The sequence below is a fragment of the Aeromonas sp. SCS5 genome (assembly GCF_001887375.1).
In the GTDB taxonomy this organism is placed as follows: Bacteria; Pseudomonadota; Gammaproteobacteria; order Enterobacterales; family Aeromonadaceae; genus Aeromonas; species Aeromonas jandaei.
The window spans coordinates 60,533-76,302 of record NZ_LFCS01000016.1 but is presented as its reverse complement, the minus strand read 5'-3'; the positions used below and the strand labels follow the sequence as shown (position 1 = coordinate 76,302).

Sequence of the window (15,770 nt, the reverse complement as noted above, 5' to 3'; positions counted from 1 at the left end):
GATGTTCAAGGTAGTTGTATCCGATCTCGATGGAACTCTGCTCAACAAGCAGCACCAGATCTCCTCCCGTACCCGGGAGACCGTCCGCCGTCTGGTTGAGCAGGGCGTGAAATTCGTGGTCGCCACCGGCCGTCACCACGTCGATGTACGCAGCTTCCGCGATGCGCTGGGTCTGGATATCTACCTCATCACCTCCAACGGCGCCGTGGTGCATGACAAACAGGGCAAACTGGTGTTCAACCAGCCGCTGCCGACTGACATCGCCGCCGAGCTGGTTGCGCTCGAACGTGACCCATCCATCCATCTCAACGTCTATCAGGGCGATGACTGGGTGGTCGAGGAGGAGCTGCCCTGGTTGCTGCAATTCCACGACGAATCCGGCTTCACCTATCGTCTGGTCGATGACCTGAAACAGGAGTCGATGGAGCAGATCAACAAGGTCTTCTACATCGGTGACCACGAGAAGCTGCTGAAGATCGAGGCACACCTCAACCAGCGCTACGGCGACCAGCTCAACGTCACCTTCTCCCTGCCGGACTGCCTCGAAGTGATGCACGCCGGTGTCCACAAGGGCAATGCCGTGCGCGCCGTACTGGAGCAACACGGGCTGGAGATGTCTCAGGCCATCGCCTTCGGTGACGGCATGAACGACTTCGAAATGCTGAGCATGGTGGGTCGCGGCATCGTCATGGGTAACGCCCACGACCGCCTGAAAATGGCACTACCGGAGCATGAGCAAACACTCACCTCCGATGAAGATGGCGTTGCCGTCTATCTGGAGCGTTGTTTCGAACTGGAACCGGTCGCCAGCTAAATAAAAACGGGAACCATCGGGTTCCCGTTTTTATTACTTCCGCCGAAAGCGCTGGTTGTCACCGCCGTGGCACTGCCAGAGGATCAGGGGAGTGCCATTGGCGCTTCCCCCCTGAGCAACATCCAGACAGAGCTTGCTGCTGCGGCTCATGAGCCGATCTCGCTCCCAGCGCCACTGCTGGTTGTCGCCACCATGGCAATCCCAGGCAATCACCTTGGCACCAGAATCGCGTCCGCCACCGGCAACATCCAGACACTTGTCGCCAACCCTTATGGCATTGCCATCAAGACGAAAACGCTGGTTATCCCCGCCGTGACAATCCCATAGCTGCAAGCGGTTGCCATTACGCACACCACCGGCAATATCGAGACATTTGCCATTGGCAGCCACGATTTGCCCACCATGCTCTTCCCGGGCGCGAGCTTCTTTCTTTTCCTGCTTGTGGCCGTAATACGCAGCAGCACCGATGGCGCCAATCACCACAGTGCCCAACAGCAGATCAGAAGAGTCGAGATTCTGGCACCCTCCCAGAGAGAGCGACAGACATGCAGCAATCAGAGGTGACGGGCGAATCATTCAATCCCCCCGACCAGAAAGCTCTGGTTGGCACCACCGTAACAGTCGGCCAGGCGCAGAGGCGTATTCGCAAAGTGACGTCGGCCAGCGACATCCAGACAACGGGAGACCTTGCTGTTAAAGAGTTTGTCCTCCTGCCACACCCACTGCGCATGGCCATCACAGGGCGCCAGCATCAGCTCATTGCTGTTCTTGGCCTGCAAGCAGGTCTGCTGCAACTTCAACTCGCCAAGATCCCACTCCAATGGTTGTGCATCTTTATCAGTGCAAACCTGTGTCACCGCCTGCTGACGGGCAATGCCGACACAAAAACCGTTGTTGGTCAGCAAAAGTGAGGGAGCAGACTCGCTCTGCGGATGGGCAACCACGATCGTGCTCAGCATCTCATCGGTCGATGGCGGTTTAAGGGTACACCCACCCAGTACCATGGCCGCCATAAGTGCGGGGTAGCGGGAGAAAATCGAAATTCTGTTATGCATAAAAACAAGCCTGAAAGAGGTCTGTGACATCCGGTCACCAAGGACTCCAGCTGGCAGGATAACTGAAGAGAGGGCAAGACTGTCCGGATAGAGTGTAAACAGACGTTACAGCAACGTGGAAAACGAGGATAGGAGCGGCAGAAAGCAAAAAACCTCGCCGAAGCGAGGTTTTTCAGAATGTGGTCGGTGATAAAGGATTCGAACCTTTGACCCTCTGGTCCCAAACCAGATGCGCTACCGGGCTGCGCTAATCACCGAGAATATTTTGTCTTACAAAAAACAAAGACGACCTTATGGTCATCCTCGTTATACAGCAAGTATGGTGCGAAGAGAGGGACTCGAACCCTCACACCCGGGGGGCACTAACACCTGAAGCTAGCGCGTCTACCAATTCCGCCACCTTCGCGTACCTGACAAGCTGTAAAATGGGGTGGCTGATGGGGCTCGAACCCACGACAACCGGAATCACAATCCGGGACTCTACCAACTGAGCTACAGCCACCACAGCTGTTTTCGTTCTACAACAACGCCCGTTTAACCGGCGCACTTTGGATGGTGCGCCCGACAGGATTCGAACCTGTGACCTCTGCCTCCGGAGGGCAGCGCTCTATCCAGCTGAGCTACGGGCGCTACGCTGTCGAACGGGGCGCAATATTAATGATGGGGGGCATACTTGTCTACACTTTTTTTGTCCCTTTGCGCCAAGCGTTGTTTTTTCAAGCAAACAGAGCGTTTTTGGCTCATTTTTCCCCCAACAACACACCCGCTGCTTCGCCTGGATGATCGCTTCCGGCGCTATTTTCCGTATTAACCATGTTGCCGCCTTGACTTGATCTCTTCCCCACCTAGAATGAATGAACGTTCATTCACGAGTTCATTCTGATGAGTCACGACAAGAAAGAGATCATCTTCAATGCAGCCCACGAGGTGCTGGGTGAACGGGGTTTTCATGGCCTGTCGATCGCCGAAGTCGCCAAGAAAGCCGGCGTCGCCGCCGGCACCATCTATCGCTACTTCAATGACAAGGATGATCTGATTCGACAGTTGCATCAGCACACGATATTGCAGTGCGTGCCGCTGGTCATAAGAGAAGTGAATTTTAATGAAGTTTCATTTCAACAATTTCGACAATTATGGCTCAATATTCATGCCATTTTTGTGAACGAACCCAACGCTCTGAAATGCAAATTACAGTATGAGAGCTCACCCCTCGGGGCCGAGCTGGCCACCAATCCTGTTCTGCTATCGGCATGGGAGCCACTGGACAGATTTTTTGAGCGAGGTGTTGAGCAAGAATTGTTTATTGATTTACCGATACGAGCACTCCAGGTATTGAGCCTGGACAGTGTGGTACACCTGGCCCTGCAGTGCGGGGTTCACAAGATCATGCTGACCGAACAGCAGTTGGAAACTGTTATTCGTGCCAGCTGGAATGCAATTTTATCTCCCAATACTTCCACCTCAGGAGCCTGTTCATGAAAAAGTGGATGGCCATTATGTTGCTGATAGCGATCGCCTTGTTTGGCAGCGTCATCGGCTTCAATTTGTTTAAACAGAAAATGATTGCCAAATACATGGCCAACCGGCCGGAGCCTGAATTCCCGGTAACGGCCATGGTAACCAAGGCGCAGGACTGGATCCCGACCATCGAGGCGATCGGCTTTATCGAGCCTAATCAGGGGGTTACCCTCTCGACCGAACTGTCAGGCACCATTGATACCATCACTTTCGAATCAGGCAAGCCGGTCAAGGCTGACCAGCTGCTGCTGAGCCTAGACTCCAGCGTGGAGAAGGCCAATCTGCGCGCCTCCCAGGCCAAGCTGCCGGCGGCAAAAGCCAAATTCGACCGTTTCCAGAACCTCTATAAGACCAGCTCCATCTCCAAAGAGCAGCTGGATGAGGCGGAAGCAGCCTATCGTTCGCTGGAAGCGGATATCGAGAGTCTGAAGGCGACCATTGCCCGTCGTGAAGTCCGCGCCCCCTTCAGCGGTGTGGTCGGTCTGCGCAATGTCTTCCTTGGTCAGTACTTGCAACCGGGTACCGATATCGTGCGTCTGGAAGACACCAGCGTGATGCGTCTGCGTTTCACTGTGCCCCAGACCGATATCTCCAAAATCAAGCTGGGCCAGATCATCAAAATCAATGTGGATGCCTATCCCCAGACCCAGTTTGATGGCCATATCACCGCCATCGAGCCTGCCGTCAACTACCAGAGCGGCCTGATCCAGGTGCAGGCAGATATCCCGAACAACGATGGCCAGCTTCGCTCCGGCATGTTTGCCCGCGCCAGCATCATCCTGCCAACCGTACAGAACCAGATCGTGGTGCCGCAGTCTGCCATCTCCTTCACTCTCTATGGTCAGAACGTCTACGTGCTCAAAGAGAGCGAAGAGACCGACAAAGAAGGCAAGAAGGTGATGGTCAAACGCGCCAAGCAGGTAGTCGTCAAGGCGGGTGAGCGCCGTGGCAATGACGTGCACGTGCTCTCCGGCATCCAGGCTGGCGACGAGATCGTACTGTCAGGCCAGGTTCGTCTGAGCAATGACACCAAGGTGCATGTGGTCGAGAACGATGCTCTGGCCGTTCCGGCACAAACCCCGATGCTGTAAGCGCGGAGATCTGCGATGCGATTTACTGACATATTCATAAAACGACCCGTGCTGGCAATCTCGCTCAGCTTCCTGATCGCCCTGCTGGGCTTTCAGGCAGTCTTCAAGATGCAGGTACGGGAATACCCCGAGGTGACCAACACGGTGATCACGGTCAGCACCAGCTATTACGGTGCCAGTGCCGACCTGATCCAGGGGTTCATCACCCAGCCGCTCGAACAGGCGGTTGCGCAAGCCGACAACATCGACTTCATGACCTCCTCAAGCCAGCTGGGCAGCTCCACCGTCACCGCCTACATGAAGCTCAACACCGACCCGAATGCCGCGCTGTCCGACATCCTGGCCAAGGTCAACTCGGTGCGCTCCCAGTTGCCCAAAGAGGCGGAAGACCCCTCGGTCACCTCCTCCACCGGTTCAACGACAGCGGTGCTCTACCTCGGTTTCACCAGCCCGGAGCTCAACTCCAGCCAGATCACCGACTATCTGGAGCGGGTTATCAAACCGCAGCTCTTTACCGTCGGCGGGGTCTCCAAGGTTGACCTCTACGGTGGTGTGAAGTTTGCGCTGCGGGTATGGCTGGATCCGGCCAAGATGGCGGCGTTCAATCTGACCGCCAGCGACGTGATGACTGTGCTCAACAGCAACAACTATCAGTCGGCCACGGGTCAGGCGACCGGTTACTTCACCCTCTTCAACGGCAATGCTGAAACACAGGTCGGTGATATCGAAGAGCTGAAGCGTCTGGTGGTAGCCAGCCGTGACAGCAAGGTGATCCGTCTCTCCGACATCGCCAAGGTCACGATGGAGAAGAGCCACGACGTCTATCGCGCCAGCGCCAACGGCCGTGAAGCCGTGGTTATGGCGGTCAACGCCGCACCGACTGCCAACCCCATCAACATCGCCCACGATGTACTGGAGCTGCTGCCGAGTCTGAAACGCAACATGCCGAGCACCATGCAGGTGAACGTGCTGTATGACTCCACCATCGCCATCAACGAATCGATCAGCGAGGTTATCAAGACCATTCTGGAAGCGGCCGCCATCGTACTGGTGGTGATTACCCTGTTCCTGGGCTCGTTCCGCGCGGTCATCATCCCGATCATCACCATCCCGCTCAGTCTTATCGGTGTGGTGATGATGATGGACATGTTCGGCTTCTCGATAAACCTGATGACCCTGCTGGCGATGGTACTGGCCATCGGTCTGGTGGTGGATGACGCCATCGTGGTGCTGGAGAACGTGGACCGTCACATCAAGGAGGGTGAAGAGCCCTTCCGGGCAGCTATTATCGGTACTCGCGAAATCGCCGTGCCGGTTATCGCCATGACGGTCACGCTGGCGGCGGTATACGCGCCGATCGCCCTGATGGGCGGTATCACCGGCTCGCTGTTCAAGGAGTTTGCCCTGACCCTGGCGGGCGCCGTGTTCGTCTCGGGTATCATCGCCCTGACTCTGTCACCGATGATGTGCTCCAAGATGCTCCGGGCCAACGAAACGCCAAGCAAGTTCGAGAGCACAGTCCACCACCTGCTGGAGCGGATGACCGATCGCTATGACCGCATGCTGCATGCCGTGATGCAAAAACGCATCGTGGTAGTAGTCTTTGCCATCATCGTCTTCGCCAGCCTGCCGCTGCTGTTCAAGTTCATCCCGAGTGAGCTGGCACCATCGGAAGATAAAGGGGTAATGGCGGTACTGGGGACAGCCCCCTCCAACGCCAACCTGGACTACATCGAAAACACCATGGCGGACGTGAACAAGATCCTGGATGAGCAGCCGGAAATCGCCTACTCCCAGGTCTTCTCCGGTGTATTCAACTCCAACCAAGCGTTCGGTATTGCCTCCATGGTGCCCTGGAGCCAGCGTGAAGCGAGCCAGAAAGAGGTGCTGGATCGCGTTGCCAAACTGGTGAAAGACATCCCGGGTATGGCCATCACCACCTTCCAGTTCCCTGAACTGCCGGGTGCTTCCAGCGGCCTGCCGATCCAGTTCGTCATCACCACCCCGAACAGCTTCGAAAGTCTGTTCCTGGTGGCTGGCGAGATGCTGAGCGCGGCCGAGAGCAATGGTCAGTTCGTCTATTCAGATCTCGATCTGAACTACGACTCTGCCACCATGAAGATCAAGATCGACAAGGACAAGGCGGGTGCCTACGGCATCACCATGCAGGACATAGGTATCACCATGGGCACCATGATGGCGGACGGTTACGTCAACCGTATCGACCTGGATGGCCGCTCTTATGAAGTGATCCCGCAGGTCGAGCGCAAATACCGCCTCAACCCGGAATCCATGAAGGGTTACTACGTCCGCGCCGCTGATGGCAAGTCTATCCCGCTTGGCAGCCTGATCAGCATCGAAGTGGTCGGTGAGCCACGCGCCCTGCCCCACTTCAACCAGCTGAACTCCGCCACCATAGGTGCCGTTCCGGCGCCCGGGGTTGCCATGGGTGACGCCATCAACTGGTTCAAGACCACTGCCGACGAGAAGCTGCCGCAAGGCTATCGCTACGACTTCATGGGTGAAGCTCGCCAGTTCGTTACCGAAGGTAATGCGCTCTACGCCACCTTCGCGCTGGCACTGGCCATCATCTTTCTGGTGCTGGCCATCCAGTTCGAATCGGTACGCGACCCGCTGGTTATCATGGTCTCGGTTCCGCTGGCCATCAGTGGTGCACTGATCGCGCTCGCATGGGGTCTGGCGACCATGAACATCTACTCCCAGGTGGGCCTCATCACCCTGGTGGGTCTGATTACCAAACACGGTATTCTGATCTGCGAGGTAGCCAAAGAGGAGCAGCTGTTGCACGGCATGAACCGGATGGAAGCCGTGATGCAGGCAGCCAAAGTGCGTCTGCGTCCAATTCTGATGACCACAGCCGCCATGATTGCCGGTCTGATCCCGCTGCTCTACGCAGCAGGCGCAGGGGCCGCCCAGCGCTTCAGTATCGGTATCGTCATCGTGGCCGGTCTGGCCATCGGCACCCTGTTCACCCTGTTCGTACTGCCGGTTATCTACACCTTCCTGGCGTCCGAGCACAAACCGCTGCCGGTCTTTGACGAGACCATTCCTCCCAAGGCAAACAGCGGAAACTAAGCGTTCATCTCAAGCAAAAGGCCCCGTAACGGGGCCTTTTTTATGCTTTGCAGGAAAGACGACATAAGTCCATGAAGCAGTTAAACTAAAAAACATCACATCCAGACCGCAAGGACGCCATGTCAGGACATTTCTTCAAGACCGCCAGGGCCGTCGGCAGTAACGGACTCTCATACCGTCTGCTCTCCTATATTCTGGTCTGCAGTACCGTACTGGCGATGATCATCACTGCACTGCAACTTGCCTGGGATTACCGCAAGGACGTTGCCGTTATCGAAGACAGCATCGGCCAGATCGAGGCCTCTTTTCTGCAACCTATCGCCGCCAGCTTGTGGAACCTGGATGAAGAGCAGGTGAAGGTACAGATCGAGGGCATCATGAACCTGCCCAACATGCAGTTCGTTATGGTCAAGGAGATGCTCGGCAACTCCGAAGTCCCGCTACTGACCCAGGGGGTGGAGCGGGAAAGCTACGACATCTCCCGCGAATTCAACCTCACCTATCAAGGCGAAGTCGTCGGCAAGCTGTTCGTAGCCGCCTCGCTGGAGCAGATCTACCAGCGCCTGATCGAGAAATCGGTGCTGATCATGGTCAGCCAGACTATCAAGACTCTGGTAGTCTCGTTTTGCATCCTGATCATCATTTACTATCTGGTGGTTCGTCACATCAACCGCATCGCCAGCTATGCCCAGAAGTTCAATCTGGACCGACTGGACATGGAGCTTGAGCTGGAAGGGCGCCCCCTGCCCCGCAAAAAGCCTGATGAGCTGGATACCTTGGTCGCCACTCTCAACCAGATGCGCACCCGACTGCGCGATGAGCTGCTGGCTCGCCATCAGGCCGTGGAGCAGTTACAACAGGAGCGCGACTTCTCTGCCACGCTGATCAATTCGGCCAACATGGTTATCTGCTGCATGGAACCAGATCTCACCATCGCCAGCATCAACCCGGCAGCCATCCTGCTAACCGGCTACCACCAACAGGAGCTGCTGCAACACAACTGGCTCGATCTCTTTGTCAGCAACGCCCAACGTCAGGAGCTGAGCAATATTCTCTCGGCAGAAGGCTCACTCGCCGACAAGGTGGTCATCATGCATGACCAGCAAGCCCATGAACTGGTGCTGCAGTGGACTTTTGTCCCCTTCTACGAAGGGCCCAACCTCAAATACCAGATCGGGTTTGGCTATGACATCACCCAATTGAAAAAGGTCGAGCGGGAGATTATCCAGCTCAACGAGCAGTTGGAAGGCAAGGTTGCCGAGCGGACACGCAGCCTGAGCGAAGCCAACACCCAGCTGGGCAAGGCTTACGACGATCTGAAGCAGGCTCAGCAGACACTGGTAGAGTCGGAAAAAATGGCCTCCCTCGGTTCACTGGTGGCCGGTGTGGCCCACGAGATCAACACCCCGATCGGTATCAGTGTGACCGCCTCCTCCTATCTGCAGGAGCGGGTTGCCGACTTCAAGTCGCACATTGAGTCAAAACAGCTGTCACGCTCCTATCTCAACGAGTTCACCGTCAACCTCGACGAGTCCATGCAGCTGCTGCAAGGCAACCTGCGCCGCGCTTCCGAACTGATTGCCAGCTTCAAGCAGGTGGCAGTCGATCAGTCATCGGAGGCTCGCTACAACTTCAGCCTCGCCGACAACCTCCATCAGGTGGTTGTCTCCCTCGGTCACAAGCTGAAAAAGGCCCAGTGCGAAGTCGATATCCAATGCGATCCCAAGCTGTCGATCTTCTCCTTCCCTGGCAGCTTTACCCAGATCTACTCAAACCTGATCCTCAACTCCATCAACCATGGTTTCGACAACTGGGACAAACCCAAGAAGATCACCATCAAGGTAGAGCAGCAGGGAGAAGAGTTGCAGATCGACTACAGCGACAACGGTCGCGGCATTCCGCCGGAGATATTGCCACGCATCTTCGATCCGTTTGTCACCTCCAAGCGGGGCCAGGGCGGTAGCGGCCTCGGTACTCACATCATCTACAACCTGGTGGTGCAGCTGCTGCGCGGCCGCATCCACTGTGCCAGCGAACCGGGCAACGGCGCCGAGTTCCATATTCGCCTGCCGATCCAACATAACTGAGCGCTGGCTCTTGTGAGCCAGCCGCTTTATCCCCATCATGCTGTGATTGCATTCTTAATGAGCGGAGAACCTCGCAATGGCACAGCATTTTGACTATATCGCCATCGGCGGCGGCAGCGGCGGTATCGCCTCTGCCAACCGGGCTGCCATGTACGGTAAGAAAGTTGCCCTGATTGAAGCCAAAGAGTTGGGTGGAACCTGCGTCAACGTAGGCTGCGTCCCGAAGAAAGCCATGTGGTATGCCGGCCAGATTGCCGATGCCCTGAAATATGGCGCCGATTACGGCTTCGACACCACTCTCAACCACTTCGACTGGGCCAAGCTGGTCGAGTCCCGCCAGGCCTACATCGGCCGTATCCACACCTCCTATCAGAATGTGCTGGGCAAGAACCAGATCACCGTCATCAAGGGATTCGCCCGCTTCGTCAATAGCAACACGATCGAGGTCAATGGTGAGCAATACACCGCAGATCACATCCTGATCGCTACCGGTGGCCGCCCGGAAATTCCGGCCATCCCGGGTGCCGAACTGGGGATCGACTCCGACGGCTTCTTCGAGCTGCAGGTACAACCCAAGCGGGTTGCCGTGGTAGGTGCTGGCTATATCGCCGTCGAGATCGCCGGGGTGATGCAGGCACTGGGCTCAGAAACCCATCTGGTGGTGCGCAAGCACGCCCCACTGCGCAATTTCGATCCCATGATCCACGAGACACTGGTCGAAATCATGGCGCAGGAAGGGCCCAAGCTGCATACCCACGCCATTCCCAAGGCCGTGCTCAAGAACGCTGACAACAGCCTGACCCTGCAGCTGGAAGATGGTCGCCACCTCACCGTAGACTGCCTGATCTGGGCCATCGGTCGCGTCCCGGCTACCGACAACCTCAATCTGGCCGCCGCCGGTATCGAACTGGACGAGAAGGGCTTTATCCCGACCGACAAGTTCCAGAATACTGCCGTTGCCAGCATCTATGCAGTAGGTGACAACACTGGTCGCATCCAGCTCACGCCGGTAGCCGTCGCAGCGGGCCGACGCCTCTCCGAGCGGCTGTTCAACAACAAGCCCAACGAGCACCTCAACTACGATCTGGTGCCGACCGTGGTCTTCAGCCACCCGCCCATCGGCACCATTGGACTGACCGAGCCGGAAGCCATCGCCGAATACGGCGAGGATCAGGTGAAGGTCTATCGCAGCCAGTTCACCGCCATGTACTCGGCGCTGACCCAGCATCGCCAACCTACCCGGATGAAACTGGTCTGCGTCGGCCCTGAAGAGAAGGTGGTCGGTCTGCATGGCATCGGCTTTGCCATGGACGAGATCCTGCAAGGCTTTGGCGTCGCCATGAAGATGGGGGCCACCAAGGCGGACTTCGACAACTGCGTCGCCATTCATCCGACCAGCGCAGAAGAATTTGTGACCATGCGATAAGCACGTTGCAGGCTGACCTGCCACTATCAGGTCATCTTCATCCACCAGCGTTCAAACCCGGCTCAGGCCGGGTTTTTTGATCCCGCCTCGCCACCAGAATCCTCGCAAAAGCGTCGTTCTTTACGCCGATTTTACGCCTGCTACATGGCGCTTTATGGCGCCTTTACGCCGGTTCTTCTTACCATTTCAGCGTCAATGACACCAACAGAGTCGATATGGTTTTACATCGGCTCTCGCAGCTAATTATCTCAATGGAGTCGATATGAATTGGCTATATCTGCTGCTGGTCCTCGCCTTGATGGTCTATCTGCTGCGCGCACTCACGCGCAGTCACGAGTGAGGAATCCGCTATGTGGCAAGAAATGATCTATCCCGTCGCATTTGTGCTGCTGGTACTGCTGCCAGCACCGCTGCTTGGCAATTATCTCTACCGGGTATTTGAAGGCCAGTGCCGCTGGCTGGCCCCCGTGGAGCGTGCCACCCTGTTATGTTGCGGCACGGACGGACGGGAACAGGACTGGAAGTCCTATACCCTCAGCCTGCTGGCCTTCAATGGCGCCGGCTTCGGCCTGCTGTTCCTGATCCTGATGGCGCAGGGTCTGCTGCCCCTCAACCCGCAGCAGTTGCCCGGCCTGAACTGGCAACTCGCCTTCAACACTGCGGTCAGCTTTATGACCAACACCAACTGGCAAGCCTATTCCGGTGAGGCCAGCCTCTCCTACTTCAGCCAGATGGTGGGCCTGACCACCCAGAACTTCGTCTCTGCCGCCACAGGCGCTGCCGTAGCGGTTGCGATGTTCCGCGGTATCGCCCGCCAGCAGACAACCCACCTTGGCAACTTCTGGCTGGATCTGGTGCGTTTTTGCCTCTACGTGCTGCTGCCGATGTCGCTGATCCTGGCGCTGCTGCTGGTATGGCAGGGGGTTCCGCAGAGCCTGTCAGCCTATCTGCCGTTCCACACTCTGGAAGGTCAGGAGCAGCTGCTGCCGCTCGGCCCGGCAGCTTCGCAAATTGCCATCAAGCAGCTCGGCTCCAACGGCGGCGGCTTCTTCGGCATCAACTCCGCCCACCCATTCGAGAACCCGACCGCCCTCTCCAACTGGCTGGAGATGGTCGCCCTGCTGACCCTGGCTGCCGCCATGGTCTTTACCCTGGGTCGCTATGTGAAGGACATGGCCCACAGCCGCGCTATCGTCATTGCCATGACCATCATGCTGGCACTGGGACTCTTCGTTTCCATCACTCAGGAGATGAAACTGGATCCGGCCCTGACTCATCTTGCCAGCGAAACGGGCAACTGGGAGGGTAAGGAGAGTCGCTTCGGCCCTGTGCTCTCCAGTATCTGGGAAGTTGCGACCACCGCTGCCTCCAACGGCTCGGTCAACTCAATGCACGACAGCTTCGCTCCTCTCTCCGGCATGGTCGCCATGATAAACATGCTGCTGGGTGAAGTGGTGTTCGGCGGTGTGGGTGCCGGCATCTACGGCATGATGCTGTTTGTGCTGCTCACCGTCTTCCTGTGCGGTCTGATGGTGGGTCGTACCCCGACCTATCTGGGCAAGCGCCTCGGTATCACCGAGATGAAGTGGGTCGTCGCCAGCATGCTGGTGATGCCGGTGGGGGTTTTGGTGATCGGCGGTGTCACTCTGCTGATGCCGGATGCCAGCACAATCATCGGCCATGATGGCCCCCACGGCCTGTCACGCCTCATTTATGCCTACGCCTCGGCTGCCGGTAACAACGGTTCCGCCTTCGCCGGCTTTGCTGCCGGTGACAACTGGCAGTGCGTTGCCATCGGTCTGGCCATGCTGCTCGGTCGCTTCGGCTACATCATCCCCATCATGGCCATTGCCGGCCAGCTTGCCCGCGCTCCGCGTCAGGAGATAAGCGAGGGGGATTTCCCGATCCGCGGCCCGCTCTTCATTACCCTGCTGATCATCACCGTATTGCTGATTGGCGGCCTCTCCTTCCTGCCGGTGCTGGCACTGGGCCCCGTGGCAGAACATCTGATGCTGGGAGCTTTCTAAATGAGCAAGTCCACTTCAATGAGTCCCGACACCATGCTGGTGAAGGGCAAAAAACAGCAATCGCAGATCCTGCAGGCCATGGTTGAAGCCATCTATCGCTTCAATCCCAAGGCACTGTTTGGCAGCCCCATCCTGTTCACCCTCTGGCTGGCCGCAGTCATGGCGACGGTGGAGTCACTGCTGGGGCAGCCGTTCTCCGGGGTCGCCCCCTCACTGGCCTGGCAGCTGACAGCCTGGCTCTGGCTCACCCTCTGGTTTGCCAACTTCGCCGAGACGCTGGCCGAAGGTCGCGGCAAGGCGCGAGCCGACAGCCTCAAGGCTGGCATGAGCCAGCTCAAGGCCCGTCGGGTGGCTAATGCAAAAGATGGTCAGGGCGAATGGGTACCCGCCACCAGCCTGATGAAGGGTGATTTGGTGCTGGTACGCAGCGGCGAGATGATCCCGGCCGACGGCGAGGTGATCGCCGGAATCGCCTCGGTCAACGAGGCTGCCATCACCGGCGAATCCGCCCCCGTCATCCGCGAATCGGGTACCGATCGCAGCGGTGTAACCGGCAATACCACCGTCGTTTCAGACGAGATCTGGGTACGCGTCAGCAACAATCCGGGCGAAAGCACGCTGGATCGCATGATTGCACTGGTGGAAGGGGCCAAGCGCCAGAAAACGCCCAACGAGATGGCGCTGGATGCCCTGCTGGTCGGGCTGACCCTCATCTTCCTGCTGGTGGTCGCCACCCTGCCCTGGTTCCTCAACTACAACGGCACTCAGGTACCGCGCCTCTACCTGATCGCGCTCTTTATCACCCTGATCCCGACCACCATCGGCGGCCTGCTCTCCGCCATCGGCATTGCCGGTATGGATCGACTGGTGAAACTGAACGTGATTGCCAAATCGGGCCGGGCCGTCGAAGCGGCCGGTGACGTGCGCACCCTGCTGCTGGACAAGACCGGCACCATCACCTTCGGCAACCGGATGGCTGACGAACTGATCCCGGCTCCCGGCGTTGACCCTGCCCTGCTGGCACAAGCGGCCATGCTGGCCTCGCTGGGTGACAACACTCCGGAGGGTAAATCTATCCTGACCTTGGCGGGCAAGAGCCACACCAAACCGAGTCAACTGGATGATGACAAGGTGATCCCCTTCAGCGCCGAGACCCGTCTGAGCGGGCTGGATCGCAATGGTCACCAATATCGCAAGGGAGCTGTCGATGCGGTACTGAACTACCTCTCCCTCGACCGCAAAGCGGTACCGGAGCTGGTGCTCAAGTCAGTCGACAACATCGCTCGTCAGGGGGGTACACCGCTGCTGGTCTGTACCCATGAACAGCTGCTGGGGGTGGTCTACCTCAAGGACATCATCAAGCCCGGCATCAAGGCCCGCTTCCAGATCCTGCGCCACATGGGGATCCGCACCGTAATGATCACCGGTGACAACCCGAAAACGGCCGCCGCCATCGCCGCTGAAGCCGGGGTGGATGACTTCATCGCCGAAGCAACGCCGGAGAAGAAGCTCGCCTATATCCGGCAGGAGCAGGCCGATGGCCGTCTGGTCGCCATGTGCGGTGACGGTGCCAACGACGCACCAGCGCTGGCACAGGCTGATGTGGGTCTGGCCATGAACGAGGGTACCCAGGCCGCCAAGGAGGCGGGCAATCTGGTGGATCTCGACTCCAACCCCACCAAGCTGCTGGACGTGGTGCTAGTCGGCAAACAGCTGCTGGTGACCCGTGGCGCCCTGACCACCTTCTCCATCGCCAACGACGTGGCCAAGTACTTTGCCATCCTGCCGGCCCTGTTCATCGCCGCCTACCCGCAACTGGGGGTACTGAACCTGATGCAGCTGGGCAGCCCGCAGAGCGCCATCCTGTCGGCCATCATCTTCAACGCCCTGATCATCGTAGCGCTGGTGCCGCTGGCCCTGCGCGGTGTCGACCTGAAGGGATCGGCCGCCAGCCTGCTGCGCCGCAACCTGCTGATCTACGGTGTCGGCGGCCTGCTGGTGCCTTTTATCGGCATCAAGCTGATCGACCTGGTCATTACCGGCCTGGGTCTGGTGTAACGGCATAACCGGGATGCGGGTCAGCCAGCATCCACACAACGAATTCGGAGCATATCCATCATGATCGCAATCAGAACCCTGCTGACCCTGACCCTGCTGCTGGGCGTGGGTTATCCGCTGGCCGTCACCGGACTGGCCCAGCTGCTCTTCCCCTGGCAGGCCAACGGCAGCCAGCTGACCGACAGCAAGCAGCAACTCATCGGTAGCGCCCTGCTGGCACAGAAATTCGAGCGGGCTGACTACTTCCACCCCCGCCCTTCAGCCAGTGATTTCAACACCATTGGCGGTAGTGCCAGCAATCTGGGGATGAGCTCACCGCTGCGGGCGGAGTTCGCCGAACAGGCCGCCAAGGCACAGCCTGAAACCAGCTCTCCTGCCATGCTGACCCGTTCCGCCTCTGGCCTCGATCCCCATCTACCACTCGATGCGGTGCTGGCGCAGGTGGATCGCGTCGCCAGAGAACGTGGACTGGATCCCGCCCAACTGACGGAGCAGGTCAAGTCGGCCACACAAGCTGGTATCCTTGGCCCGCAGGTGGTCAACATTCTCCAGCTGAACCTGCAACTGGATCATCAGAAGGGCGCCTGAGGGCGCTCCT

General features: G+C 58.0%; 11 protein-coding genes and 4 tRNA genes. 9 read left to right on the top strand and 6 right to left on the bottom strand.

What is annotated here, in order from left to right; all coding sequences use genetic code 11:
• Position 1: 1 nt before the first annotated feature.
• Positions 2–814, top strand: coding sequence for a Cof-type HAD-IIB family hydrolase (locus tag BS300_RS18700; protein ID WP_041210824.1), 813 nt, complete (start codon positions 2–4; stop codon positions 812–814).
• 33 nt (positions 815–847) lie between these two features.
• On the opposite strand, the gene BS300_RS18695 is transcribed toward BS300_RS18700, so the two are convergent.
• The 6 genes from BS300_RS18695 to BS300_RS18670 form a co-directional block, all read right to left on the bottom strand.
• Complete coding sequence (locus BS300_RS18695; protein ID WP_239693842.1) at positions 848–1,390, bottom strand: lectin; 543 nt, start codon at positions 1,388–1,390, stop codon at positions 848–850.
• Complete coding sequence (locus tag BS300_RS18690) at positions 1,387–1,827, bottom strand: RICIN domain-containing protein (RefSeq protein WP_043851694.1); 441 nt, start codon at positions 1,825–1,827, stop codon at positions 1,387–1,389. The genes BS300_RS18695 and BS300_RS18690 overlap by 4 nt, the downstream gene beginning before the upstream one ends.
• Positions 1,828–2,049: 222 nt before the next feature.
• Positions 2,050–2,126, bottom strand: a tRNA-Pro gene (locus BS300_RS18685).
• Positions 2,127–2,189: 63 nt separating this feature from the next.
• Positions 2,190–2,275: transfer RNA gene (locus tag BS300_RS18680), tRNA-Leu, on the bottom strand.
• A 20-nt stretch (positions 2,276–2,295) separates the two neighbouring features.
• Positions 2,296–2,371 (bottom strand) — tRNA-His (locus BS300_RS18675).
• Between the two features lie 51 nt (positions 2,372–2,422).
• Positions 2,423–2,499, bottom strand: a tRNA-Arg gene (locus BS300_RS18670).
• 252 nt (positions 2,500–2,751) lie between these two features.
• Here BS300_RS18670 and BS300_RS18665 point away from each other — a divergent pair.
• The 8 genes from BS300_RS18665 (at position 2,752) to BS300_RS18625 (ending at position 15,760) form a co-directional block, all read left to right on the top strand.
• Positions 2,752–3,348: a TetR/AcrR family transcriptional regulator gene (locus BS300_RS18665; protein WP_071914565.1), complete on the top strand. Its 597-nt coding sequence runs from the start codon at positions 2,752–2,754 to the stop codon at positions 3,346–3,348.
• Complete coding sequence (locus tag BS300_RS18660) at positions 3,345–4,478, top strand: efflux RND transporter periplasmic adaptor subunit (protein ID WP_071914563.1); 1,134 nt, start codon at positions 3,345–3,347, stop codon at positions 4,476–4,478. Before BS300_RS18665 ends, BS300_RS18660 begins: the two co-directional genes overlap by 4 nt.
• 15 nt (positions 4,479–4,493) lie before the next feature.
• On the top strand, positions 4,494–7,574 hold the full coding sequence (locus tag BS300_RS18655; protein ID WP_071914561.1) for a multidrug efflux RND transporter permease subunit: 3,081 nt from the start codon (positions 4,494–4,496) through the stop codon (positions 7,572–7,574).
• 119 nt (positions 7,575–7,693) lie between these two features.
• Complete coding sequence (locus BS300_RS18650; protein ID WP_071914560.1) at positions 7,694–9,661, top strand: ATP-binding protein; 1,968 nt, start codon at positions 7,694–7,696, stop codon at positions 9,659–9,661.
• Positions 9,662–9,737: 76 nt separating this feature from the next.
• Complete coding sequence (gene gorA, locus BS300_RS18645) at positions 9,738–11,087, top strand: glutathione-disulfide reductase (protein WP_071914558.1); 1,350 nt, start codon at positions 9,738–9,740, stop codon at positions 11,085–11,087.
• A gap of 350 nt (positions 11,088–11,437) precedes the next feature.
• Positions 11,438–13,114, top strand: coding sequence for a potassium-transporting ATPase subunit KdpA (kdpA, locus tag BS300_RS18635; protein ID WP_071914556.1), 1,677 nt, complete (start codon positions 11,438–11,440; stop codon positions 13,112–13,114).
• The gene (gene kdpB, locus BS300_RS18630) at positions 13,115–15,172 is read left to right on the top strand and encodes a potassium-transporting ATPase subunit KdpB (RefSeq protein WP_071914554.1); all 2,058 of its coding nucleotides are present in this window, start codon (positions 13,115–13,117) and stop codon (positions 15,170–15,172) included. It abuts the gene before it with no gap.
• A gap of 60 nt (positions 15,173–15,232) precedes the next feature.
• Positions 15,233–15,760, top strand: a complete 528-nt coding sequence (locus BS300_RS18625; RefSeq protein WP_071914552.1) for a potassium-transporting ATPase subunit C — start codon at positions 15,233–15,235, stop codon at positions 15,758–15,760.
• Positions 15,761–15,770 lie beyond the last annotated feature (10 nt).

Excerpts from the sequence above, each read along its gene's own strand:
- BS300_RS18695 (WP_239693842.1), bottom strand. The coding sequence starts at position 1,390 with ATGATTCGCCCGTCACCTCTGATTGCTGCATGTCTGTCGCTCTCTCTG.
- BS300_RS18655 (WP_071914561.1), top strand. The coding sequence starts at position 4,494 with ATGCGATTTACTGACATATTCATAAAACGACCCGTGCTGGCAATCTCG.
- gorA (WP_071914558.1), top strand. The coding sequence starts at position 9,738 with ATGGCACAGCATTTTGACTATATCGCCATCGGCGGCGGCAGCGGCGGT.
- BS300_RS18665 (WP_071914565.1), top strand. The coding sequence starts at position 2,752 with ATGAGTCACGACAAGAAAGAGATCATCTTCAATGCAGCCCACGAGGTG.
- BS300_RS18700 (WP_041210824.1), top strand. The coding sequence starts at position 2 with ATGTTCAAGGTAGTTGTATCCGATCTCGATGGAACTCTGCTCAACAAG.
- BS300_RS18660 (WP_071914563.1), top strand. The coding sequence starts at position 3,345 with ATGAAAAAGTGGATGGCCATTATGTTGCTGATAGCGATCGCCTTGTTT.
- BS300_RS18690 (WP_043851694.1), bottom strand. The coding sequence starts at position 1,827 with ATGGCGGCCATGGTACTGGGTGGGTGTACCCTTAAACCGCCATCGACC.
- kdpA (WP_071914556.1), top strand. The coding sequence starts at position 11,438 with ATGTGGCAAGAAATGATCTATCCCGTCGCATTTGTGCTGCTGGTACTG.
- kdpB (WP_071914554.1), top strand. The coding sequence starts at position 13,115 with ATGAGCAAGTCCACTTCAATGAGTCCCGACACCATGCTGGTGAAGGGC.
- BS300_RS18625 (WP_071914552.1), top strand. The coding sequence starts at position 15,233 with ATGATCGCAATCAGAACCCTGCTGACCCTGACCCTGCTGCTGGGCGTG.
- BS300_RS18650 (WP_071914560.1), top strand. The coding sequence starts at position 7,694 with ATGTCAGGACATTTCTTCAAGACCGCCAGGGCCGTCGGCAGTAACGGA.